General features: G+C 44.4%; 22 protein-coding genes. 14 read left to right on the forward strand and 8 right to left on the reverse strand.

Going from position 1 to position 22614, the window contains the following annotated elements; genetic code table 11:
- The first annotated feature begins 147 nt into the window (after positions 1–147).
- From ZOBGAL_RS16310 to ZOBGAL_RS16335, 6 genes are all read left to right on the forward strand, one after another.
- Positions 148–1473 carry an L-fuconate dehydratase gene (locus ZOBGAL_RS16310; protein WP_013994799.1) on the forward strand — a complete coding sequence of 442 codons (1326 nt, stop codon included), beginning with the start codon at positions 148–150 and terminating at the stop codon, positions 1471–1473.
- Between the two features lie 7 nt (positions 1474–1480).
- Positions 1481–2257 (forward strand): SDR family NAD(P)-dependent oxidoreductase, encoded by a 777-nt coding sequence (locus tag ZOBGAL_RS16315; protein ID WP_013994800.1) that lies wholly within the window; start codon positions 1481–1483, stop codon positions 2255–2257.
- Between the two features lie 54 nt (positions 2258–2311).
- Complete coding sequence (locus ZOBGAL_RS16320) at positions 2312–3166, forward strand: fumarylacetoacetate hydrolase family protein (protein ID WP_013994801.1); 855 nt, start codon at positions 2312–2314, stop codon at positions 3164–3166.
- A 7-nt stretch (positions 3167–3173) separates the two neighbouring features.
- The gene (locus ZOBGAL_RS16325; protein WP_013994802.1) at positions 3174–3959 is read left to right on the forward strand and encodes an SDR family oxidoreductase; all 786 of its coding nucleotides are present in this window, start codon (positions 3174–3176) and stop codon (positions 3957–3959) included.
- Between the two features lie 8 nt (positions 3960–3967).
- On the forward strand, positions 3968–5287 hold the full coding sequence (fucP, locus tag ZOBGAL_RS16330; RefSeq protein WP_013994803.1) for an L-fucose:H+ symporter permease: 1320 nt from the start codon (positions 3968–3970) through the stop codon (positions 5285–5287).
- A gap of 69 nt (positions 5288–5356) precedes the next feature.
- On the forward strand, positions 5357–6526 hold the full coding sequence (locus ZOBGAL_RS16335; protein ID WP_013994804.1) for an alpha-hydroxy acid oxidase: 1170 nt from the start codon (positions 5357–5359) through the stop codon (positions 6524–6526).
- Between the two features lie 17 nt (positions 6527–6543).
- Here ZOBGAL_RS16335 and ZOBGAL_RS16340 read toward each other — a convergent pair whose 3' ends face one another.
- From ZOBGAL_RS16340 to ZOBGAL_RS16370, 7 genes are all read right to left on the reverse strand, one after another.
- A complete protein-coding gene (locus ZOBGAL_RS16340; RefSeq protein ID WP_013994805.1) occupies positions 6544–7179 on the reverse strand; it encodes a hypothetical protein in 636 nt (211 codons plus the stop codon).
- Between the two features lie 149 nt (positions 7180–7328).
- The gene (locus ZOBGAL_RS16345; RefSeq protein ID WP_046288010.1) at positions 7329–7760 is read right to left on the reverse strand and encodes a hypothetical protein; all 432 of its coding nucleotides are present in this window, start codon (positions 7758–7760) and stop codon (positions 7329–7331) included.
- 68 nt (positions 7761–7828) lie between these two features.
- Positions 7829–9199, reverse strand: coding sequence for an MBL fold metallo-hydrolase RNA specificity domain-containing protein (locus ZOBGAL_RS16350; protein ID WP_013994807.1), 1371 nt, complete (start codon positions 9197–9199; stop codon positions 7829–7831).
- A gap of 3 nt (positions 9200–9202) precedes the next feature.
- On the reverse strand, positions 9203–10048 hold the full coding sequence (locus ZOBGAL_RS16355) for an ATP cone domain-containing protein (protein WP_013994808.1): 846 nt from the start codon (positions 10046–10048) through the stop codon (positions 9203–9205).
- Between the two features lie 26 nt (positions 10049–10074).
- Entirely contained in the window at positions 10075–10980 is a 906-nt protein-coding gene (locus ZOBGAL_RS16360; RefSeq protein WP_013994809.1) for a mechanosensitive ion channel family protein, read from the reverse strand.
- A gap of 110 nt (positions 10981–11090) precedes the next feature.
- Entirely contained in the window at positions 11091–11930 is an 840-nt protein-coding gene (locus tag ZOBGAL_RS16365; protein WP_013994811.1) for a universal stress protein, read from the reverse strand.
- Positions 11931–11994: 64 nt separating this feature from the next.
- Entirely contained in the window at positions 11995–12846 is an 852-nt protein-coding gene (locus ZOBGAL_RS16370; protein ID WP_013994812.1) for a universal stress protein, read from the reverse strand.
- 140 nt (positions 12847–12986) lie between these two features.
- On the opposite strand from ZOBGAL_RS16370, the gene trxA reads away from it, so the two are divergent.
- From trxA to upp, 3 genes are all read left to right on the forward strand, one after another.
- A complete protein-coding gene (trxA, locus tag ZOBGAL_RS16375) occupies positions 12987–13286 on the forward strand; it encodes a thioredoxin (RefSeq protein ID WP_013994813.1) in 300 nt (99 codons plus the stop codon).
- A gap of 108 nt (positions 13287–13394) precedes the next feature.
- Positions 13395–14393: a Tll0287-like domain-containing protein gene (locus ZOBGAL_RS16380; protein ID WP_013994814.1), complete on the forward strand. Its 999-nt coding sequence runs from the start codon at positions 13395–13397 to the stop codon at positions 14391–14393.
- Positions 14394–14698: 305 nt separating this feature from the next.
- Positions 14699–15352 carry a uracil phosphoribosyltransferase gene (gene upp, locus ZOBGAL_RS16385; protein WP_013994815.1) on the forward strand — a complete coding sequence of 218 codons (654 nt, stop codon included), beginning with the start codon at positions 14699–14701 and terminating at the stop codon, positions 15350–15352.
- A gap of 37 nt (positions 15353–15389) precedes the next feature.
- On the opposite strand, the gene ZOBGAL_RS16390 is transcribed toward upp, so the two are convergent.
- On the reverse strand, positions 15390–17897 hold the full coding sequence (locus ZOBGAL_RS16390) for a cation-translocating P-type ATPase (protein WP_013994816.1): 2508 nt from the start codon (positions 17895–17897) through the stop codon (positions 15390–15392).
- 207 nt (positions 17898–18104) lie between these two features.
- Here ZOBGAL_RS16390 and ZOBGAL_RS16395 point away from each other — a divergent pair, with 207 nt between their 5' ends.
- The 5 genes from ZOBGAL_RS16395 to ZOBGAL_RS16415 all read left to right on the forward strand — a co-directional run bounded on the left by ZOBGAL_RS16395 (position 18105) and on the right by ZOBGAL_RS16415 (position 22613).
- On the forward strand, positions 18105–19187 hold the full coding sequence (locus ZOBGAL_RS16395; RefSeq protein ID WP_013994817.1) for an efflux RND transporter periplasmic adaptor subunit: 1083 nt from the start codon (positions 18105–18107) through the stop codon (positions 19185–19187).
- Entirely contained in the window at positions 19184–20446 is a 1263-nt protein-coding gene (locus ZOBGAL_RS16400; RefSeq protein ID WP_013994818.1) for an ABC transporter permease, read from the forward strand. The genes ZOBGAL_RS16395 and ZOBGAL_RS16400 overlap by 4 nt, the downstream gene beginning before the upstream one ends.
- 10 nt (positions 20447–20456) lie before the next feature.
- Positions 20457–21131, forward strand: coding sequence for an ABC transporter ATP-binding protein (locus ZOBGAL_RS16405; RefSeq protein ID WP_013994819.1), 675 nt, complete (start codon positions 20457–20459; stop codon positions 21129–21131).
- A gap of 106 nt (positions 21132–21237) precedes the next feature.
- Entirely contained in the window at positions 21238–21624 is a 387-nt protein-coding gene (locus ZOBGAL_RS16410) for a SpoIIAA family protein (protein WP_013994820.1), read from the forward strand.
- A 14-nt stretch (positions 21625–21638) separates the two neighbouring features.
- Entirely contained in the window at positions 21639–22613 is a 975-nt protein-coding gene (locus ZOBGAL_RS16415) for a L,D-transpeptidase (RefSeq protein ID WP_013994821.1), read from the forward strand.
- Position 22614 lies beyond the last annotated feature (1 nt).

A 22614-nucleotide genomic window follows, 5' to 3' on the forward strand; every position in this document is an offset into this window, starting at 1 on the left:
CCTTTCTTTAATCTACTTTTATGGTTGTTTGATGTCTTAATTGCAAGTGAAATCCATTTTTGGGCAAAAAAAGTATCACTTTAGGTAGATTATAAGGTGGTTTTCAAAAACATGAGCGTTTAATTTTGCGCTGTTAATATAGAATTTATGTCAAAGAAGATAACAATTACGGGGGTCGAAATCAAAGATGTCCGTTTTCCAACGAGTAAGTCCCTAGATGGTTCCGATGCCATGAATCCTGATCCGGATTACTCCGCGGCCTATGTAATATTAAAGACCGATTCCGAGAACGGCCTCGAAGGTCACGGTTTGACGTTTACCATCGGGAGGGGCAATGAGTTATGTGCGGCTGCCATCCAATCCTTAGCGCCTTTGGTCGTCGGAAAAACACTGGAAAGTTTTACGGCCGATATGGGTGCCTTTTGGAAAATGATTACGGGCGATAGCCAATTGAGATGGCTCGGGCCGGAAAAAGGGGTCATACATTTGGCTACCGGAGCCGTGGTCAATGCCGTATGGGATCTATACGCCAAGGCGGAAGGGAAGCCCTTGTGGAAATTGTTGGCCGACATGACTCCCGAAGAGTTGGTTCGTTGCGTTGATTTTACCTATATAACCGATGCGGTCACGCCAGAAGAGGCCTTGGCCATGCTAAAGAAAAATGAAGGAACAAAGCAAGAACGTATAGCCCGTTTGAAAGCGTCGGGTTATCCCGCCTATACTACTTCTGCAGGATGGCTGGGCTATTCCGATGATAAGATGCGTAGGCTTTGTCGGGAAGCAAAGGCAGCAGGTTTCGACCATATGAAAATCAAGGTCGGTTCGGATTTGCAAGATGATATGCGCCGTGCGGCCATCATTCGTGAAGAAATTGGGAGCGAGCTACGGTTAATGATGGATGCCAACCAAAAATGGGATGTGGACGAAGCTATCGAAAATATGGCCGAACTGAAAAAATTCGACCCATATTGGATTGAAGAACCTACAAGTCCTGATGATATTTTAGGGCATGCCAAGATAGCCAAGGCGGTAGCGCCTATTAAAGTGGCTACGGGCGAGCACTGTCAGAACAGGGTGATGTTCAAGCAATTGATGCAGGCCAATGCCATAGGAATATGCCAGATAGATAGCTGTAGGGTAGGGGGCGTCAATGAAATATTGGCCATCCTTTTCATGGCGGCTAAATTCAATATTCCGGTTTGCCCGCATGCAGGGGGAGTCGGACTCTGTGAATATGTACAGCATTTGTCAATGATCGACTATATTGCCATAAGCGGTTCCTTGGAAAATCGTATTATTGAATTTGTAGACCATTTGCACGAACATTTTTTTGATCCTGTAGTTATCAAAAATGGGGCGTATATGCCACCTAGCATGGCTGGTTATAGTATTACTATGAAACCCGGATCCTTGGCGGAGTACAGCTTTCCGAACGGGAGTTATTGGGAAAAGGAATTAAGCACAACATTATAAAATACCTATGAAATTTAGTTTAAAGGATAAATCGGCAGTGGTTACCGGTGGCGGTAGCGGTATAGGCAGGGCCATTTGCTTGGCCCTTGCCGAACAAGGTGCTATTCTTCATATTTTGGAGATGCACCAAGAAAATGCAAAGGAAACCGCAACACTTATTGAAGATATGGGCGGTATGGCCTATACCTATAGCTGCAATGTGGCGGCCCAGAAAGAGGTAGTTGCCGCATTTGAGGCCATAACGGCAGAAAGCCCCATAGATATTCTGATCAATAATGCGGGTATTGCCCACATCGGAAACTTAGAAAACTGTAAGGAAGAAGATTTAGATCGCTTGTACGATGTAAATATCAAAGGGGTGTACAATTGTATGTATGCCGGTATTGATTCATTAAAGAAGACCAAAGGGGTAATCATCAATATGGCCTCTATAGCTTCATCGGTAGGGATCAACGATAGGTTTGCCTATTCCATGACCAAGGGCGCGGTATTGACCATGACGTATTCCGTGGCCAAAGACTATTTAAATGATGGCATTAGGTGTAACTGTATTTCCCCAGGTAGGGTACACACGCCTTTTGTGGATGGATTTATTAATAAGAATTACCCCGGTCGGGAAAAGGAAATTTTTGAAAAGCTCTCTAAAACCCAGCCTATTGGTAGAATGGGGAGACCTGAGGAGGTCGCCAATTTAGCCGTATACCTTTGCTCGGAAGAGGCTTCGTTTATTACGGGAACTAATTTCCCAATAGATGGGGGATTTGTTACCTTAAACGGTTCGTAGTAAAAACGGGATCAAAACAATAAATATACAGACGTATTAAAATATAAATTACCTATGAAATTAATAAGATTTGGAAGTATAGGGGCTGAAAAACCCGGAGTGCAATTGGATAACGGTACACGCTTGGATGTTTCCGAATTCGTACCGGAGTACAACGAAGATTTTTTTGGTGGCGATGGCATAGAAAAACTGGCCGAATGGTTGGAAAGAAACGAAAGAAACTGTCCCGTAATTTCTAATGATGTGCGTTTGGGATCGCCTTTGGTACGCCCTTCAAAAATCGTATGTGTGGGCTTAAATTATGCCAAGCACGCAGCGGAAAGTGGAATGGCCATACCCAAAGAACCTGTTCTTTTCTTCAAATCGACGTCGGCCATTGTAGGTCCGAACGATGATGTGATCATTCCTAAGAATAGTGAAAAAACCGACTGGGAAGTAGAATTGGCGGTTGTTATCGGAAAGAAGGCTTCCTATGTAGAGGAAAAAAATGCTTTAGACCATGTGGCCGGCTATGTACTGCACAACGATTACAGTGAGCGCGCTTTTCAAATAGAGAAAGAAGGACAATGGTGTAAAGGAAAGGGATGTGATACGTTTGCCCCCATAGGTCCGTTTATCGCAACAGCGGATGAGATCAAAAACCCCAATGACCTTGACTTATGGTTGAAGTTAAATGGTGAAACCCTTCAAGACAGCAACACCTCCGATTTTATTTTCAACGTACAGGAAGTGGTCAGTTATATCAGTCAGTATATGACCTTGTTGCCCGGGGATATTATTTCCACAGGAACGCCTTCGGGTGTAGGCCTAGGGTTTAACCCTCCTAAATACATCAAGGAAGGCGATGTGGTAGAACTTGGTATCGAAGGATTGGGAAGCTCTAAACAACACGTAAAGGCATACAAATAGCGGGAAGATGGACTTGAACTTGAAGGATAAGGTCATAATTGTAACCGGTGGTTCAAAGGGAATCGGTCTCGCCGTTAGTCAGGTGCTATCAAAAGAAGGGGCCATTCCCTTTATCATTGGGAGAAACAAACCGAGTATCATTGCGGTGGCCGAAGAAATTGAAAAAAGTGGTGGACAAGTAGGGTTTGCCTTTGCCGAGTTAACAGATCCGGAACAATGTAAAGCGGCCGTAGGGCAGGTAGTTTCTACCTTCGGAAGAATCGACGGTCTTGTGAATAATGCAGGCGTAAATGACGGGGTCGGCTTGGAAAACGGCAATTACAAAGACTTTATGGCTTCTTTGCACAAGAATTTGGTGCATTATTACCTCATGGCGCAATATGCGCTTCCCGAGCTTAAAAAGAGCAAGGGGGCCATTGTGAACATAGGGTCTAAAACATCTTTTACCGGACAGGGAGGAACATCGGGTTATGCGGCTTCCAATGGAGGTCGAAATGCCCTTACCAGGGAATGGGCCATAGAACTCCTGCCCTATGAAATAAGGGTAAATGCCGTAATTGTGGCAGAGTGCTATACGCCCTTGTACGAAAAATGGATCGGTACATTTTCCGAACCCGAAAAGAAATTAAAGGACATTACGGATAAGATTCCACTGGGCAATCGTATGACGACAACGACGGAAATAGCCAATACGGCCGTTTTTCTATTGTCGGAACTATCGAGCCATACTACAGGACAGTTAATTTTTGTGGATGGGGGATATACACACTTGGATAGGGCAATAACAGCATAACAAACCACATGAAAAGCGAACAAAAAATACCGGTAGTAGCCAAGGAAATTCTTTTTCCTTTTTTATTGATTACGTCTTTATTTGCCCTTTGGGGTTTTGCGAATGATATTACCAATCCTATGGTAGCCGCGTTTAAAAGAATATTGGAACTGAACAATACACAGGCTTCCTGGGTACAGGCCGCTTTTTACGGAGGCTATTTTACCATGGCATTGCCCGCAGCGTATGTGGTGAAAAAGTTCAGTTATAAAGTCGGTATTTTGGTGGGTCTTGCCCTATATGCGGTAGGGGCCCTTATGTTCTATCCCGCAGCGGCCATGGAGAACTATCTGTTCTTTCTTTTGGCGTTATATGTGCTGACCTTTGGACTTGCCTTTCTCGAAACTACGGCCAACCCTTATATCTTGGCCATGGGAGCGGAGGAAACCGCAACCTTGCGCTTGAACCTCGCACAGGCCTTTAACCCCTTGGGGGCACTTTCCGGCCTGTTCGTGGCCCAGTTTTTTATTCTGGGGGCCCTACAGTCGGACGATATGGCCGAAGATGGGTCCTATATTTATGAAACACTATCGGAATCGGCAAAGGCCGCCGTCAAGACTTCGGATCTAATGGTCATCAGAAACCCCTATGTAGGCTTGGGGCTCTTCGTGATTTTTATGTTCGTCGTCATTGCCATGGTTAAAATGCCGGAAGGCAAAAAGGAAAATCAAGTAGGCTTAAGGGAGTCTATTAAAAGGATTTTTAGAAAGGAACGCTTTGTGGGGGGAATGCTCACCCAAATGTTTTATGTCGGTGCCCAGATCATGTGTTGGACCTATATTTACCAGTATGCCGAAAACATTGGTATAAACAATAGGGATGCCGTAAACTACGCCTACGCCGCCTTGGTGATTTTTCTGATCAGTCGCTTTTTGTGTACCTATCTCTTAAAATTCATCAACTCGGGAAGATTGCTGATGATGCTCTCCCTTTTGGCGATTCTCTTCTGTGCGGGAACTATCTTTATACAGGGTGAAATCGGACTATATTCCTTGGTCATGGTGTCTTTTTGCATGTCTTTGATGTTCCCGACGATTTACGGAATTGCCTTGACAGGACTGGGAGACGATGCCAAATCGGCCTCTGCGTTTTTGGTGATGGCCATTGTAGGTGGGGCATTTATGCCCATGTTACAGGGACTAATATTGGACATTGGCGGATCGGGATATAGCGATGTACGTATACTGGGGGTCCCAGAGGTGAATTTCTCCTTTGTACTTCCTATGCTCTGCTTTTTTGTGGTAGCCTTTTATGGTCACAGGGCGTATAAAAAATACGATTTAGAATAGTATTTATTTTGAAATAAAATTTGGGCGGCACCTATTAAAGAGGTGCCGTTTCACATAGCACATACTACAATGGGAAAAAAAATAGCAAAAGGCTTTGATGCGCGTTATCCTTCCATAAGCGACCTGAGAAATAGGGCGATGGAGAAGATGCCGAAATTCGCTTTTGAATACTTGGATGGCGGATGCAACGAAGATGTCAATCTCATTAAGAATACCGCAGAAATCCGTGAGGTGGAACTCTTGCCGTATTATCTCAGCAAGCACACCGAATCTGTCATGAAAACCGAAATTTTCGGTCATACCTACGATGCCCCTTTTGGTATAGCACCGGTCGGTCTGCAAGGATTGATGTGGCCCAATGCCCCTGAAATTTTGGCGAAAGCGGCATTTGAACACAACGTTCCCTTTGTGTTGAGTACGGTAAGTACCAGTAGTATTGAACGCATTTCGGAGATTACGGAAGGCCAAGCCTGGTTTCAGTTGTACCACCCTACGGAGAATTCCTTGCGGGACGATATTATCAGAAGGGCTGCCGTGGCGGAATGCCCGGTTCTCGTTATTCTCTGCGATGTGCCTACCTTTGGTTTTAGACCAAGGGACATTAGAAACGGATTGGCCATGCCTCCTAAAATGTCATTGAAAAATATACTTCAAATTATGGGTAAACCGGAATGGGCAATGAAAACCCTTATTCACGGTCAACCAAATTTTGAGACCTTAAAACCCTATATGCCCAAAGGTTTGGATTTAAAGCAATTGGGAAAATTTATGGATCAGACCTTTTCGGGACGATTGAACGAAGAGAAGATCAAGCCCATTCGCGATATGTGGAAAGGCAAGTTGGTCTTAAAGGGTGTAGCCAATGAAGCCGATGTGGAAAAAGCCTTACGTTTAGGTATCGATGGGGTCATTGTGTCCAATCACGGGGGAAGACAATTGGATGCCGGCGAATCTACCATAAAACCATTGTCTAGAATAGCGGAAAAATACGGCGACCAGCTAACGGTAATGATGGATAGCGGCATACGTTCCGGTCCCGATGTGGCCCGGGCATTGGCCAGTGGGGCCAAGTTTACCTTTATGGGACGCTCCTTCATGTACGGTGTTGGTGCTTTGGGCAACAATGGAGGTAACCACACCATATCGTTGCTTAAAACCGAATTACAACAGGTTATGGAGCAGATCTGTTGTGAGCGTGTAGAAGATTTTCCCAAGCATTTGATCAAAGGAAAGGCTTAGAAAAGGGCCTAAGATGGTTATTTTTCTTTTCTAAAGATCAAATCTTGTTCTTCCATGGCGAGAACAATAAGTTTTATGTAGTCATCTACGGTTTTTTCAATGTTCGTAGGGTCGGTGACATCGATGCTGCCACGCCAGATCATTGACCGATCTTTGCCTTCACAAATACAGTAGAGGGTAGTTTCTGCGTGATAGACGTCAAATTTTTCGTAGTAGTCGTCATCGTAATAGATGTCTTGGTTCCTAAGGTAATCATCATTGAACCGCCCTTTATAGTTATCCAATTTTGCGAGGGTACGCAAAAAACTTTCCCGGTTTTCAGACCCCGTAACTTTGGTAAATAGAATGGCGTCAAAATCTTTGTCCAAGAGGCTTTGTTCAACGTCATCAAGTTCTTTTTCCGTTTTTTTCGAGTCGGTAAACGATACATCAAAAACATCAAGGCTTCGCATGGCCTCCACATTCCGCTTGTCAAATTCTTTTTGAAGCTTGGTCTCGAAACGCTCCCTTGCGTTTTCATTTTGGGTCATCCCCACAATGAGCACCTTTTGGGCGTCGAACAAAACAATGTCGGGGTTTTTCCAATTTTCGACCAAGCTGGTCGAAGAACAGCTGACAAAAAGGACTAAGAGTAGTATCGATAGTTTTTTCATAAACGTATTTTTCTTCAATTGTCCAGCGTATGATAAGACTTGATGCCCCATATCCCACTAAAAGAATCGCACACAAGGTATAAGTTCTAGGAGTGGATAAAAATGACAATTATCAGTTCTTGAACTAAACTAAGATACATTAAATCGTTTTAAGGTTTGCGTTTTTTCAGTATCGTACCCGCATAGCTGAAGATATCGGTCTTTAAACCACCAAAACTTGTCGTGCAGAAATCGACCTCGAATTGCAGGCGTTCATGCCGTCTATAGAAAGCTATGTCAAAAGGTGCGGTGTTACATTCCAAGATTCCGCCCAACATGTTTTCGTGTTTGTAGATTTGGTCCTGAATTTTCTTCACGGCGCCTTCTATATTTTGTAGGCCACTTTTGTGGTTTTGTAGGCGATCGAACAAGATAGGGGTATCGGGTTCAAAAACGTATGAATCCAATAGATGTTCCATAAAGGCAATTTCATCTTCTAAAAATCTAAGACTCGATTTCCATTGCTGAATTTCCCTAAAGAGTTCCCCTTCTTTTTTCTGCTGTGTCCAGCGCGATGTAGAGGTTTCGGTTATTGTTGTCATAGTTTCCATATATAAGCGAATATAGGTGCGGTGGTACGCAGACACAATGACCTAGGTCATTTAGGGGACTATAAGATAATTTCTTTGGTCTCGTTCAATTTAGGAATGTGTACGCGCCAGTTGTGAACATCGCCGATCTTGACCCGAAAAGCATCGAGTGCCGTAGGTTCGCCATGAATGAGAAAGACCGTTTCGGGTATATTTTTGATATCTTCCATCCAATGGAGCAGTTCTTTTTGGTCGGCATGAGCCGACAGGCTTTCCAAGTGGCGTATTTTCGATTTTACGGGATAGTACTTTCCGAACAGTTTCAATTCGTAGGCCCCTTCTAAAAGCTGCCTTCCCCTAGTGCCCTCTGCCTGATATCCTACAAGCAAGACCGTTGTTGAGGAATGGCGCATGAGTTGTTTCAGATAGGTGAGTACCCGGCCCCCGGTAACCATGCCGCTACCCGCTATTACGATTTTAGGTCTAGGGTCGTCAATGGTCTTCCAGGTATCTGCATACGAACTTATAATATTGAAATGCTTGCACATGGACTGGTACTCCTTGCTTGAGAGTTTATGCCATTCGGGAAACCGTTCAAAAACCGATAATACATTATTGCCCATAGGGCTATCGATAAAAATAGGAATGTTAGGTATTCTGTTTTTCTTGAACAATTGCCACAAAACATACATCAGCGATTGCAAGCGCTCTACGGCAAAGGACGGAATGATAAGGTTGCCCCTTTGGTTGATGGTTTCGGTGACCAGGTCGACCAAAATTTCCTCAACATCTTCCTGCGGGTGCAATTTGTTGCCATAGGTGCTTTCAATAAAGAGGTAGTCGGCCCATTTCGGATGTTCGGGAGGGGCCAATAAGATATCGTGTTCGCGTCCTATATCCCCAGAGAAGACAAACAGCTTTCCAAAAATTTCCAACTCTATAAAGGTTGCCCCTATAATGTGTCCGTTATACTTGAACCTCAACCGTAGGTGTTCGGAAAGGGAAATCCATTGGTCTTTTTCCCCATAAGAAAAAAGGCCTATGGCTCGTTCCGCTTCCCGGATCGAGTAGAAGGGCTTGGCAGGATGGTGTTTGCTATAGCCTTCCTTATTGGCGCGTTCGGCTTCTTCCTCGTGAATTTTAGCACTATCCAAAAGAATGATTTCGGTTATGGCCAAGGTAGGAGGGGTCGCAATTATCTTTCCCTTAAATCCTTCCATAACCAATCTCGGAAGGTAGCCCGTATGGTCTAGGTGTCCGTGTGTCAAGAGTACCACATCTATTTTTGAGGCATCTATGGGCAAGGGCGCCCAGTTCAATTGCCGTAATTCCTTCAGGCCTTGGTACATACCACAGTCCACCATAACGTTGAGTTCAGGGGTTTCCAGGTAAAATTTCGATCCGGTTACGGTGCCCGAGGCACCCAAAAAGTGAATTTTTACTTTATTCATAGCCTAAGGGTTGCAGAGTTGTTCAATTTCGTTCAGTATTTTACTCTTTCTGGTTATCGATATCCCTAAATGGTCTAATAAGAACTTGTTTTTCCATAGTTCGCGACAGAGCACTACATCCCTGCTCAGCAAAAACTGCTTTTCGCTACTGCTCAATATCGTAGAAACGGTAATCGGGTAAAGGCCCAATCTATCGATACGGTCTTTGAGGCCATTGTTAAAGGGGTAGTCCCAGCTCAATAAATATAAATCGGCACAGGTTCCATATTTGACGGCATCTAAGGTAAAGCGTGTGTTGGTCACGACCCAACCTGGGCCCAATGTCTTTGTCTCGTTGGTCTTGGTATTCCAATGGGACTTGACATCATTGTAGCGCGAGTGTATATACAGCGGTATCTTTACATTGCAATTGCGGCCTTCTTCACCGTGAAACTTGCATTCAATAACGGTTACGGTATTATTTTTCTCGGCCACCACGTCAATTTCGTGGGTAACGCATAGGCCATCCATAACAATGCCTACCTTGGTCCGGTAGCCGGAATAGGTCAAAAGGGCACTTATAAGCCGTTCAAAGGGAAAACCGGTAGGGCCTAATTCGTAAATGGCCTTTTTTAGCTTGTACTTTGAGGCGAAAACCGATTTCCTTTTTTTTAGTAGGGCAAAGGCCCTATTGTATATCTCATTGGTAGATATGCCTTCATAAAGTTCGTCGCGTACTTGATCTACGATTTTCTCTACCAATTCATGATTGGCCCCCGTATGTTTGAGGGAGTTTCTGAGCTTGTCTATGGAAAACTTGGCCTTTGCGCCGGAGGACTTTATAATATCGAATTCCGTTTTGTTCTTCATTGCTTTTTAAAATGGATACGGTTGGTTTATGCTTGGGGTTTGACCTGGACGTTTATATCGGGAATCTTCAATAGTTGTAGGGTAGTGGAGGCCAGTACGACCTTGCCTTCGGTGGCGAATATCGACTGTTGTATACGTTCGAACAGCTGGTGTTTGGTGGCACGCCGAAGCTTATAGTCGGTAATGTACCTAAGGTTGACCTCTATCCAGTTGTCGGTAATCTTAAGGGCTAGGGTCGGTTCTAGCGTGGCATCTTCTATGTAGTAATGGGCTACCATTTCCTTCCATTTGGCCAAGGAGTTTTTGGTGTATTCGGAAAGCAACTCCGTGGCATCGGCCAATACAATTTTCTTGGCCAGGGCAATATCCGATTCGTGTGTAATTAGAATATTGAGTTCGTCCCAGACAAAGGGAAAGTCCATAGAGTAATTCTTTATAGGGCCTTTGAATACAAAGGCATTGCTGATTTTGACGATGCGTCCCGAGTAATTGTCACTGCTCACCCATTCGCCCAATTCCATTAGGGTGGTGTAAATACTGTCAATGTCAATGACATCGCCTTTTATGCCGTTGATCTCGATTCGATCGCCCGGTTTGTACACGCGAACGAAAAAGATGTAAAAGGAACCCGCTATGCTCAAAATAAGCTCTTGAAGGGTGAATGTGATTCCTGCCGTAAATAGACCGATAATAATGGTATAGTCTTCAATACTTTCTACGGTAAACGAGATCAAGACCAAGAAAAAAATAAAAAAATAGCCCACCAGTTCAACACCTTTCTGGGCCTTGTACCTTATTGTGGCATCACCGATGCGTTTTTTGAGGAGTTTCCTTAGAAGACCAATGGCGATGATGATAAAGATGATCCATAACAACAGCTTGATCACCTTTGCGGCAAAAGGGTCTTTGAGAAAATCGAGAAGTGCGTCCATATAGGTTTGCTTATAAAGTTAACCATGCGTATTGTACATGTTCTTGTCCCTAAGGTGAAAAAGGGAGGATTGCCGAAATTTTCTCCAAAAAACCTTCAAATTCTTGTTTTTTAACGCAGGGCCAAAATGGGAACGGTGGCGTCATAGCCTATTTCCTTGACCAAGGGTCTGGAAAATATACTCGCAAAGAAAAAATGCTTATGGTTGATAAAGGCGATCATATCGCTTTCCCTACTTTCTACAAAGGCTGTAATACCGTTAGCCACTTTCTTTTCCGAAAGGGTATGGAAACTGTGGTCTATTTGTTCGAATATATGGCTTAACAGGACTTTGTTTTTTTCTTGTTCGGCGGTCAAGATTTGTTTTTTGCTAACATGGAGTACACGAACGGCCGCCCCGTGCATCTTGGCGATTTCTATGAGGTAGCTTAATTCCTTCCGTTTAAAGTCTGACTTGTAGTCTGTTGAAAAAACGATTTCCTTGGGTGTTGAAAAGTGTGTGTCTTGGGGTATGGCCAATACCGGACATTCCGTTATCTTTTCCATGGTATTGACCGTGTTACTGCCAAAGATGACCCCTTTGGTTAATGAGGCCCCCTTGGTGCCCATGACCACCAAATCGATATCTTTTTCGGAAATCATCTGTTTTAGGGCTTCCGTCAAAAAATTAAAGGTAGATGTGGTATGGTAGATATGCTTTGGATTGTCATGGTGCAGCGCCAACATATCCAACAATCTCACAAAGTTTTCTTCAGATTTTGCCTTTGCAGCTTCGTATTCCGCGCTACCGGGTTCTGGCATGATAAGGCTGTCGGTAGTGTAGTTTTCGAGTTTAAAAACGTTTAAAAAGTAGAACTCGCAATTCAATTTTGCATAGAGATCAAGGGCGTACCGCACCGCATTGAGGGCATTTTTTGAAAAATCCGTGGGCACCAATATTCTTTTGTACATGCTGTTCTTTTTTCAAGGGTTAATAAATCTAATTGATTTTTAGTGGTTTACCTATTTTTGGCGGTCAGTCTTTATAAGGAAGGATAAGAAAGGGAACATCGGTATACTTACTTATATCCTTTACCACAGGTTCGTGTATAAGGCGCTCAAAAAAACTGTGTTTATAATAGACCATGGCGAACATATCAATGCCTTTGGTCTTCAAGAAATCGTCAATGGCCACGGCCTTGTCGGAAAAGGCCCGTACCCAGTGGAAACTGTGGTCAATGTGTTTAAGGCATAGTTCGAGCATTTCTTTATGTGATTGTTGTTCTTTACTTAGCTCTTCTTCTTCATTGATGTGCATGACCTTTATTTTGGCGTCGAAGAGCTCGGTAATGAACATGAGGGGGGTAATCGTTTTTTTGGTACATCCCCTTTTATAGTCAGTTACAAAGGCAAGGTCTTTAGGTTTTGAGAAGTCCCTTTGCTTGGGAACGGTCAAAATAGGGCATTGGGTTATGGTGTCGGCCACTTGTATGGTGTTGCTTCCCAAGAAAATTTCTTTAGCCCCGGTATGGCCCTTGCTGCCCATGACGATGAGATCTATGTCGTATGGATTGAGCATCTGGTGTATGGTCTTTACCAAATTTCCTTTTTTCGATATGGTCTCGAACCGGTGCAAGGGGTTTTCATTGTCTAGGTTGATACGGTGTTTAAGGGCCGTAAGATTATCGTTGGATGCAACCTTTAATTGTTCCAGCAGTTTCTTTCCTACCAAGAATTCTGGCTTGCCCCCCTCTAAAGGGGTAAGTTGATCGTATACGTTGAGAAGGTAAAAGGTACATTCCTTTGACGCCAACAAGCGGGTAGCGTAGAAAAGCGCGCTGTAGGCATAGTTTGAAAAGTCGGTAGGCACCAGTATATTTTTTATCATTATCTTAAATTTAGAATTAATGGAATCTCGGTAGCTTTGATTACTGTATAAAACTAATCGAGAAGAATTTATAAAACCATGATATTGGTCAGTTTCGCAGAGATCTATTTTCAGTAATTTTAACCATCAAAATTTCAGGAATGAAAAGTAGTTTCAGTAAAATCGTAGAATCGGATACACCTGTACTGGTAGATTTTTATGCCGACTGGTGTGGGCCTTGTAAAATGTTGGCCCCTATTTTAAAACAAGTCAAAGACGAACTAGGGGATGCCATTAAGATCGTAAAGATCGATGTGGATAAAAATCAGCCCTTGGCGAATACCTATAACGTTCGTGGCGTACCCACCATGCTATTGTTCAAAAACGGAAAACAGGTCTGGCGACAGTCGGGGGTACTACAGAAAAACGATATTGTACAGATCGTGAAGTCGAACTCTTAATGTCGGCGGTGTTCTCGTTATAGGGAATGGAGAGGGTGTCCCGATGGGCTTCCCGAACCTTTGACCGATTCCGAAAAGCACGAAGCCTTTTATCTAAAAATCAACCGAATGAAAAAGTACTGTATTTATTTACTAGTTGTTCTCTTCTTTGCAAGTTGTAAGGACGGTCAAAAAACAAAAACGGAACCTGTTGATGATAATGGGCAAACCCAAACCGTTGAGGCCAAGGAACCACATCCGGGAAAACTCATTATGGAGAGGGAGTGCTATATGTGCCATGATCCTAAAGCGACCATGGCGAATCGGATTGCACCGCCTATGGAAGCGATCAAGAGACATTATATCGATTCGACCGTGAGCAAAGAGGAGTTTACGGAAGCCTTGATCAAATGGGTGAACGATCCGGAAACGGAAACCAAAATTCCCGCCGCCCATAAAAGGTTCGGTCCCATGCCCTATCTGCCCAACCGCGATGAGGCCGTGGCACAGATTGCCGATTATATCTATGATAACGAATTGGAACGGCCCGACGGCTTTGATGACTATTTCAAAATGGCACATAAAAAAGGTATGGGGATGGAAGAATGCCATTGTTTTGATTATCCCGACCCCGATAAAGTGTATGCCTCTATAGGGATGTCATATGCAAAAGAAGCCCAAATGCAGTTAGGGAAGAGCTTAACGAAGGCCATTCAGGAAAAGGGACCCGTAGGGGCCATAGGTTTCTGCAACCTAGAGGCCATAAAAATTACGGATAGTGTGTCTTTGATGAAAAATGCGGTCATTCAAAGGGTTTCCGATAGGCCCAGAAATCCCAAAAACAAGGCCAGTGCCCAAGAATTAGAATATATAGCCTCTTTCAAGGAAGCCTTGGCGTCGGGAGAGGAAGTATCCCCCGTGGTACATACTGAAAACGATGAAGTCTCCTTTTACGCACCAATAGTAACCAATGCCCTTTGTCTACAATGTCACGGCAAACCCAATGAGCAAGTACTGCCCGAGACTATGGCGGCACTGAAGAAATTGTACCCGAACGATAAGGCGGTCGGCTATGATGTTGACCAAGTACGTGGTATGTGGAGCATTGCGTTCTATGGTGATAAATAAGCTTCAAAAATGGAGGGGGAAAATAGATAAAGTAAACTACCTCGGGATAAGCCCGCGAGGCATTAAAAGAATACGCCTTGATTTCGAGGCAAGCCTCGGAGTATTTAATCTCGATTATCGAGTAAAATAGGTGGTTCCGCATCAAATATTTTAGATGGTTGAAAAAGGGGTGTTGTTATTGGCAACACCCTTTTTTTTGGTAAACTTTTTCGAATTTCCGATTTAGGTGTACCTTTTGAACAAATTCGGAAAGTCCGATACCTTTGTAATAAAAACATATTCATAACTCAAATCAAACGATAATTATGACGATTCATAACCTTGGCGAAAACAATTCGCTGATGAACAAATTCATTGCAGAAATCAGGGATGTTGATATCCAAAAGGATGCTATGCGGTTCAGGCGGAATATCGAGCGTATCGGGGAAGTGCTAGGTTATGAAATGAGCAAATCGTTTCGGTACGAAAGCAGTCAGGTACATACACCATTAGGAAGCAAGGAAATGAGCCTACCCACGGACCATGTGGTTTTGTGTTCCGTTTTACGGGCCGGACTTCCCTTGCACCAGGGGTTGTTAAATTATTTTGACGGGGCGGAAAATGCCTTTATTTCGGCATATCGTCACCATAGGGGAGACGAAGATGCCTTTGAGGTCATTGTCAACTATTTCGCGGCACCTTCCTTAGAAGGCAAGATATTGGTGCTGACAGACCCGATGTTGGCTACCGGGAAAACATTGGAGAATGTCTTGAAAGTATTAAAAAACCACGGCACGCCGGCACAGATACACATTGTTTCGGTCATAGGGGCGCAAGAGGGCGTGGCCCACGTTCAAAAGGTATTTCCTGAAAACACCCATCTATGGATTTCTGCCATTGACCCCGAGCTGAATGCCAGGGGCTATATTATTCCCGGCATAGGGGATGCAGGTGACCTGGCCTATGGCGAAAAACTTTAGGCTTGTTCCCTAGGGTATTTTTCCTTGTACCCACATACTAGTTTTCCTTAGCTCCTAGGCGTTTGCCCCATTTTACCACCTCATACCAGAGTACCGAAATACTACCGGCCAATAGGCAAACGAACAATTGGTCTACATTTAAGGTGCTGAATTCAAAGAAGGCGGTCAAGGGGGGCACGAAGAGTAGGCTAGTGGTCAAGGCGATCGTTATGCCGATAATCAGGGCAACTAGATTGTTCTTGTACCTCAAGGTCGTCCATAGCGAGTAATAGAAAGATCGGTTCACCAAGGTCAAAAAGATATTGGCCACGATCAGCACCATAAAGACCATGGTACGGGTAGTGTCCTCATCAAGGCTTTGCGCTACGGCATATTGGTATACCGATAGTGAAGCCAAGGTAATGATTAGACCTTGTACGATGCTTGTAATTAATTCGTTGAAATTGAAAAATGTGGTCGTAAACGGCCGGGGTCTCTTGTTCATGGTATTTTTTTCCATGGGCTCGTTTTCGTAAATAATGGAGCAGGTGGGCCCCATGATGAGTTCCAACAAAATAACATGCGATGGTGAAAATATAGAAGGGAAGCTCCACCGCAAGGCCAAGGGGATAAATACCGTTAATATGATGGGAATATGGATGGAGATAATATACTGGATCGCTTTTTTGAGGTTGGTATAGATCTTTCGTCCCATGGCAATGGCATCTACCATTTTAGAGAGGTCGTCGTCGACCAAAATCAATGAGGCCGCCTGCTTGGCGATTTCCGTGCCCTTTTTTCCCATGGCAATGCCGATGTGTGCCGCCTTGAGCGCCGGGCCGTCGTTGACCCCGTCACCTGTCATGGCCACGACTTCGTTGTTCACTTTTAGGGCATTGATAATTCTAAGCTTGGCTTCGGGAAACATTCGGCTGAACACTTGGGTGTCCGTTACCCTCTCCTGTAATTCCGCATCGGTCAACTGCATCAATTCGTCACCCGACATACATTTATCGTAACCAATAAAATCGATTTCCTTGGCAATGGCTACGGCCGTAGCGGCATTGTCTCCCGTTACCAGTTTTACGTTTATTCCGGCCGTATTGAAATCTTTGAGCACCTGTGGGATGTTTTCCTTAGGCGGATCGTAAAAGGCCACCAGTCCCTTAAATTCGAATTTAAAGTCCTGTTGGTATTGAGGAAAATCGTTTCCTTCGAATAGGGCCTGCCCTACGCCCAATAAACGAAAGCCTTGTTTGCCCAGTTCCTCTATGGTAGAATAGATGGATCGCTTTTCCTCGGCGCTGAGGTGCGAGCCTTGTATCAGGGCTTCCGGTGCGCCCTTGGCGGCAATGATCCGCTGGCCGGCCCGATTTTCGAACACATGCGTCATCATGGGGGGCTTTCCGCCTAGCGGATATTCGTGGATCATATGGTAATTGGGCCTTTCGTCCACATCCGTATGCTTTCCATAGGCTTGGTGCAAAGCGGTTTCCATGGGGTCAAAAGGTATGGGTTCACTGGCCCACATGGCTATGGTAATCAGCTCTTTTTCTTCGTTATTTAAGCTTTCCTCGAGAGAGACTACCCTTGCTGCCTTCATGGAAAACAATCGGGCCAGGCTCATTTTGTTCTGGGTGAGGGTCCCGGTTTTATCGGTGCATATAACGGTAGCGCTACCCAAGGTCTCCACCGTTTTCATCTGTTTTACCACAACGCCCAATTTCATCAGTCGCCAGGCTCCCAAGGCCATAAAGGTGGTAAAGGCCACGGGAATCTCTTCAGGAAGAATACTCATGGCAAGTGTCAGGGCCTTTAGTAAACTATCGAGTACATCACGCGAATTGAAGTAATTAATGCCCCATACCAAAAGAAACGTAAGGCCGCCCCAAAGAGCCATCTGCTTTACAAAATTTGCGATTTGCAGTTCTAAGGGCGTTTTTTCGTCTTCAATGGTGTTTAGACTGTTGCCGATTTTTCCCAGTTGGGTGTGGTTGCCTATAGCGGTAACGACGGCAATGGCCAGACCACTGGCTACGGTGGTGCCGCTAAAAATAGTGTTATCGGTAGAAGAAACATCCTTAAAGACCGAAAGCGATTCTCCGGTGAGTATGGATTCGTCTACGGAGAAGTCGTTGGAATGAACGATGGTGCCATCCGCAGGAACCATTGTGCCTTCCTCTACGATCAGGCTGTCGCCAACGACCAGCTCCTCACTGGGAATCTCCACGACCTTGCCGTTACGGATGACCTGGCAGTTGGGTTCGGTCAGGTTCTTTAGTTTTTCCAAGGCCTTCCGGCTTCTCGAATCTTGATAAAGCGAAATGGAGCCCACCAATACAATGGCGGCGACCATAAAGATACCGTCGCCAAAATTACCGCTGATAAAATAAATGGAGGAGGCCACCAAGAGCAAAAGGATCATAGGTTCTTTTAAGATACCTTTTAGGGCATCTAAAAAACCGTTTGTTTCCTTATAAGCAAATGAATTGGCCCCGTTGGTTTTTCTTGATCGTTCTACCTGCGCGTCGGTCAGTCCATCAATACCCAAGTTTTCAACGGCCATATACGTTCTTTTTCCAAAAATAAGGGAAATAAAATATAGCGCGATTGATCTATGTCATTTTATTGGAGTAAGTTAAGGAGCAAAGGGCAGGTCACCTTCCGATGGCGATAGTAGTGCTTTTTTTAACGAAATTGTCAATAGTATGACTTATCTCATGTTCTTGGAACGGAATTTCGTTTTAATTTGGATATCTGCAATTTATAAACTATGCGTTATATATTTATATGGGTCTTGGTATTGGTACTGCAATCATGCGGTGATGATGAGGAAAAAATCCTTCCCCAAAAAGCGGAACTCACCGAATCGGTCTATGCCTCGGCTACGGTACAGCCCGATAGTCTGTATAAGGTGTATTCGGCCGTTGGCGGAATTTTAGACCGCAATTTGGTAGAGGAGGGCGATCGTGTCAAAAAGGGAAGCCCTTTGCTGCAGATTATCAATAACACCCCCAAACTGAATACGGAAAATGCCAAGCTTTCGTTACGCTTGGCCCAAGAAAACTATAACGGAAGCGCGGCCGTGCTCAAGGGCTTGGAAGACGAAATAAAAGCGGCCACCCTATCGTTTCATAACGATTCCATCAATTTCTATAGACAGAAACGCCTGTGGTCACAAAACATAGGGTCTAAGGTTGAATTTGATAACCGTAAATTGGCCTATGAGCTTTCCCGAAACAATCTTAACCTCCTGAAAAGTAAGTACGAGCGTACCAAGAACGAACTGTTGACCCAAGTACGCCAAGCACGGAACAACTATGAGTCGGCACAGATCAATACAAAGGACTTTACGGTAACGAGCAAGATCAATGGCAAGGTCTATGAACTGATGAAAGAACCCGGTGAAATCGTAAGCACGATGGAGCCCATAGCCGCAGTAGGGAGCGATTCGGATTTTATCATCAAAATGCTGGTAGACGAAGTGGATATCGTAAAACTCAGTTTGGGCCAAAAGACCTTGGTTACCTTAGATGCATACCCTTCGGAGGTCTTCGTTGCCACGGTAGACAAAATCTATCCGCGTAAGGATGAGCGCTCACAGACCTTTACGGTAGAGGCCAGTTTTGACGACCCGCCAAAAATCCTGTATCCGGGGTTGGCAGGTGAGGGCAATATTATCATCGCCCAAAAGAAAGAGGCATTGACCATTCCCAAGACCTATCTTATAAATGGCAATAGCGTACGTACCGCTAAGGGTATGGTAGAGGTGGTTACGGGATTGCAAAATTTAGATCGGGTAGAGATTGTTGAGGGAATCGGCGAAAATACCGAGCTGTTAAAACCGGAACAATGACCAATTGGAGCGTTATATTGAACATTGCCAAAACACATTTGGTAACCAAGGTAAAGTCTACGGCTACCGCAGCCTTGGGGGTTACGTTCGGTATTGGCGCCTATATTACCCTGATCAGCTTTATGACCGGTCTGAATGTTATGTTAGATGGACTCATCTTGAACCAAACGCCGCATATTCATTTGTACAACGAGATCGAACCGAGCGAAACCCAGCCCATATCGCTTTATGACGAATTTCAAAATTCGGTAAACATTGTGCATTCGATTAAACCTAGACAAAGTCAGAAGAAGATTCATAACGCCCTGCCCATTTTAAGCTATCTCAAAAAGGATAAGGAGGTAAAAGGGGCCACGCCCCAGCTCAGGGCCCAGATTTTTTATTTGTCGGGTTCCATAGAATTGAGCGGTAACCTAGTGGGTATCGATATTATGGAGGAGACACGACTCTCCAACATGGGCGATTACATCGTTCAAGGAAGCCCTCAAGCCCTTAAGAATACCGAAAATGGCATATTGCTAGGTTCGGGCCTTGCCGAAAAAATGTCCTTGTCGGTGGGGGATAGGGTACAGGTAAGTACCGTATCGGGCGATATTTTTCCCTTGAAAATAGTAGGTTTCTACCAAAGCGGGGTGGCCGATGTAGACAACATTCAGAGTTTTGCCAACCTTAAGACCGTACAGCGGATTCTAGGCGAGGCACAGAACTATATTACCGATATCAATATTAGGCTTTTTAATATTGAAGGGGCGCCGGCCATGGCAAAACGGCTGCAAAAACAGTTTGACATAAAGGCTACGGATATCAATGAGGCCAATGCCCAGTTCGAGACCGGATCCAACATTAGAAACCTGATTACCTATGCCGTATCCATTACTTTGTTGATCGTGGCGGGCTTCGGAATTTACAACATCTTGAACATGCTCATCTACGAAAAAATGAAGGATATCGCCATTCTGAAAGCCACGGGTTTTTCGGGGCGCGATGTACAGCTTATTTTTATGAGCCAGGCCATGATCATCGGGGTGGTAGGAGGTGTTCTCGGACTCCTCCTTGGCTTCGGCCTATCGCATATCATAGACAATGTAGCTTTTGAGACGGCCGCCCTGCCCACCATAAAGACCTATCCTATAAGTTTTGATATCAGCTACTATGTAGTGGGACTCACTTTTGCACTGCTTTCTACTTTTATTGCGGGTTGGCTGCCTTCCGTAAAGGCCAAACACATAGATCCGGTGCGCATTATTCGTGGAACTTAAAAGCGGAAAAATGGAATATGTTCTAGAAACGAAAAACATCAATAAGCATTTTTATAAGCCAAAGGACTTTCATGTACTTAAGGATATCTCTTTTGGGGTGAAAGTGGGCGAGTTTGCTTCCATTATGGGAAAATCCGGCTCGGGAAAATCTACCTTACTCTATATTTTATCGACCATGGATACCGACTATACAGGTGAACTCTACCTCAATCATGAACTGGTCACGGGAAGGTCGCATCAAGAACTGTCGCGTATTAGAAACAAGCATATAGGCTTTGTCTTTCAGTTCCATTACTTATTGTCGGAATTCAGTGTTTTGGAAAATGTCATGCTTCCGGCAAAGAAACTGAACGAGAAATCACATGCCGATATAAAACGCGATGCTATGCAAAAGCTAGAAATGCTTCATATCGATTATCTGGCCCAACAACGCGCTTCGCGAATATCGGGGGGTGAAAAGCAACGGGTAGCCATAGCCAGGGCCTTGATCAATAATCCCATCATTCTTATGGGGGATGAACCTACCGGAAATCTCGACAGTCAGAACTCGGATAACGTTTTTAATATATTTAAAAGGCTGAAAGAGGAAGAGGGACTTTCCCTTTTGGTGGTGACCCATGACGAGGATTTTGCCCAACGAACGGACCGTATTATCCAGATGGAAGACGGACGTATTATATCTTGAACCGCTCACTGACCCAAGTCATGATGGGGATCGACCGAAGCCTTTACTTTTGACGGATATTATAGGGCTTACCGCCTTTTATTACAACACGCTTTAAACAGGAAAAATGATTGAAAAATTAAAAACTTATGAGGGCAACTCCCTAGCTTTAGAGGTTATAGACGGATTTACCGAAACCGATGAAAAATTGGCCCTAAAGTTCTTTCAAGAAAAAATTGACGAAGGATACGACCATGTGAATGTACTGGTAAAGCTTGACGAGTTGAAAATTAGCCATAGTGAGGTAAAAGCACTTGTGGAAGATGCCAAATGGACCCTAGGGAATTACGGGCAAATAGGGAATATAGCCGTTGTGGCCAATTCGAACATCTTAAAGGCCTTAGTGTCCCTTGATGCTCTTTTCTTTGAAAGACTGCGAAAAGGTTACGAAGAGCGTTATTTTGATATTTCACAATTGGATGAAGCGCTCCAGTTTATAGCACCTAATCCATAAGACGACCCTTGCCCATGTTAGACTCGAAAAAGCGCATTTATGGTTTGGTTCCAAAGTCAATTTGGATTCTCCTTGGCGTACTTGTCCTATGTGTGGAAGGTTGCCACAACCGCGGTAGTGCTACCATGGCAACTAAGGCGGATATACATCAGGGGAAACCGATGCCCCTTCCCCATAAAAAGGCGAAGACCTATGAAGATATACACATATCGCGAAACATCAAGGTGGCCGAGTATTTTGAATATTTGGATTCTTTGGTGCAACGCTACGATTCCTTGGTGCCCTATCCCTTGTCGGAACATCTGCTGGTGCGGAACAATCCGTGGATTGTAGATACTTTGGCGAATACCGATTATTACCGTATGATGGCCAGGGATTCTTTTGTGTACGATCAAAGGCAGATGATCATACTGCCCGAGGGAAGTGTACTGCACCTTCCTGACTCGGCAAAGGCCTGTCGCCTACTTGATGATTTTGCCCATACCGAGATCGATGTAAATATACCCGAGTTTAAACTGCGTATTTTTCAAGATTCCGTTTTGCTCCATACATTTCCGGTCAGGGTAGGGCAGAACCGACAACGTTATTTGAAAATGGGAGACCGTATTACCGATTTAAGAACTAAAACCGGGGAAGGAAGCATTATTAGACATGCAAAGCACCCAGACTTCTATAATCCCGTAAACGGGCATCAGTTTTATGTGACCAAACGTGATGACGGAAAGCTTACGCAGATGCCACAAATCCCATGGATAGAGACCGAGATCAATGGAATAAGGAACGGACAGATGATACATCCGACCACGAATCCCAAGAGTTTGGGGAAGGCTTATTCCAATGGGTGCATAGGTACCCGTGAGGCCGATGCTTGGGTCATATATTATTATGCCCCCTTGGGTACCAGATTGAAAATCCGCTATGATCTGGAAACCTATTTTGAAGGTTCGGTAATATCGGTCTTAAAGGATATCTACGGGCTTGAGGAATGAG

This window comes from Zobellia galactanivorans (genome assembly GCF_000973105.1).
GTDB lineage: Bacteria > Bacteroidota > Bacteroidia > Flavobacteriales > Flavobacteriaceae > Zobellia > Zobellia galactanivorans.

Bases quoted from the DNA above. Each gene is read 5' to 3' on its own strand.
- ZOBGAL_RS16410 (WP_013994820.1), top strand. From the start codon at position 21,238: ATGATTGAAAAATTAAAAACTTATGAGGGCAACTCCCTAGCTTTAGAG.
- ZOBGAL_RS16310 (WP_013994799.1), top strand. From the start codon at position 148: ATGTCAAAGAAGATAACAATTACGGGGGTCGAAATCAAAGATGTCCGT.
- trxA (WP_013994813.1), top strand. From the start codon at position 12,987: ATGAAAAGTAGTTTCAGTAAAATCGTAGAATCGGATACACCTGTACTG.
- ZOBGAL_RS16315 (WP_013994800.1), top strand. From the start codon at position 1,481: ATGAAATTTAGTTTAAAGGATAAATCGGCAGTGGTTACCGGTGGCGGT.
- ZOBGAL_RS16350 (WP_013994807.1), bottom strand. From the start codon at position 9,199: ATGAATAAAGTAAAAATTCACTTTTTGGGTGCCTCGGGCACCGTAACC.
- ZOBGAL_RS16370 (WP_013994812.1), bottom strand. From the start codon at position 12,846: ATGATAAAAAATATACTGGTGCCTACCGACTTTTCAAACTATGCCTAC.
- ZOBGAL_RS16390 (WP_013994816.1), bottom strand. From the start codon at position 17,897: ATGGCCGTTGAAAACTTGGGTATTGATGGACTGACCGACGCGCAGGTA.
- ZOBGAL_RS16355 (WP_013994808.1), bottom strand. From the start codon at position 10,048: ATGAAGAACAAAACGGAATTCGATATTATAAAGTCCTCCGGCGCAAAG.
- ZOBGAL_RS16380 (WP_013994814.1), top strand. From the start codon at position 13,395: ATGAAAAAGTACTGTATTTATTTACTAGTTGTTCTCTTCTTTGCAAGT.
- ZOBGAL_RS16320 (WP_013994801.1), top strand. From the start codon at position 2,312: ATGAAATTAATAAGATTTGGAAGTATAGGGGCTGAAAAACCCGGAGTG.
- ZOBGAL_RS16345 (WP_046288010.1), bottom strand. From the start codon at position 7,760: ATGACAACAATAACCGAAACCTCTACATCGCGCTGGACACAGCAGAAA.
- ZOBGAL_RS16335 (WP_013994804.1), top strand. From the start codon at position 5,357: ATGGGAAAAAAAATAGCAAAAGGCTTTGATGCGCGTTATCCTTCCATA.
- ZOBGAL_RS16325 (WP_013994802.1), top strand. From the start codon at position 3,174: ATGGACTTGAACTTGAAGGATAAGGTCATAATTGTAACCGGTGGTTCA.
- ZOBGAL_RS16400 (WP_013994818.1), top strand. From the start codon at position 19,184: ATGACCAATTGGAGCGTTATATTGAACATTGCCAAAACACATTTGGTA.
- ZOBGAL_RS16405 (WP_013994819.1), top strand. From the start codon at position 20,457: ATGGAATATGTTCTAGAAACGAAAAACATCAATAAGCATTTTTATAAG.
- ZOBGAL_RS16360 (WP_013994809.1), bottom strand. From the start codon at position 10,980: ATGGACGCACTTCTCGATTTTCTCAAAGACCCTTTTGCCGCAAAGGTG.
- fucP (WP_013994803.1), top strand. From the start codon at position 3,968: ATGAAAAGCGAACAAAAAATACCGGTAGTAGCCAAGGAAATTCTTTTT.
- ZOBGAL_RS16395 (WP_013994817.1), top strand. From the start codon at position 18,105: ATGCGTTATATATTTATATGGGTCTTGGTATTGGTACTGCAATCATGC.
- ZOBGAL_RS16340 (WP_013994805.1), bottom strand. From the start codon at position 7,179: ATGAAAAAACTATCGATACTACTCTTAGTCCTTTTTGTCAGCTGTTCT.
- ZOBGAL_RS16415 (WP_013994821.1), top strand. From the start codon at position 21,639: ATGTTAGACTCGAAAAAGCGCATTTATGGTTTGGTTCCAAAGTCAATT.
- ZOBGAL_RS16365 (WP_013994811.1), bottom strand. From the start codon at position 11,930: ATGTACAAAAGAATATTGGTGCCCACGGATTTTTCAAAAAATGCCCTC.
- upp (WP_013994815.1), top strand. From the start codon at position 14,699: ATGACGATTCATAACCTTGGCGAAAACAATTCGCTGATGAACAAATTC.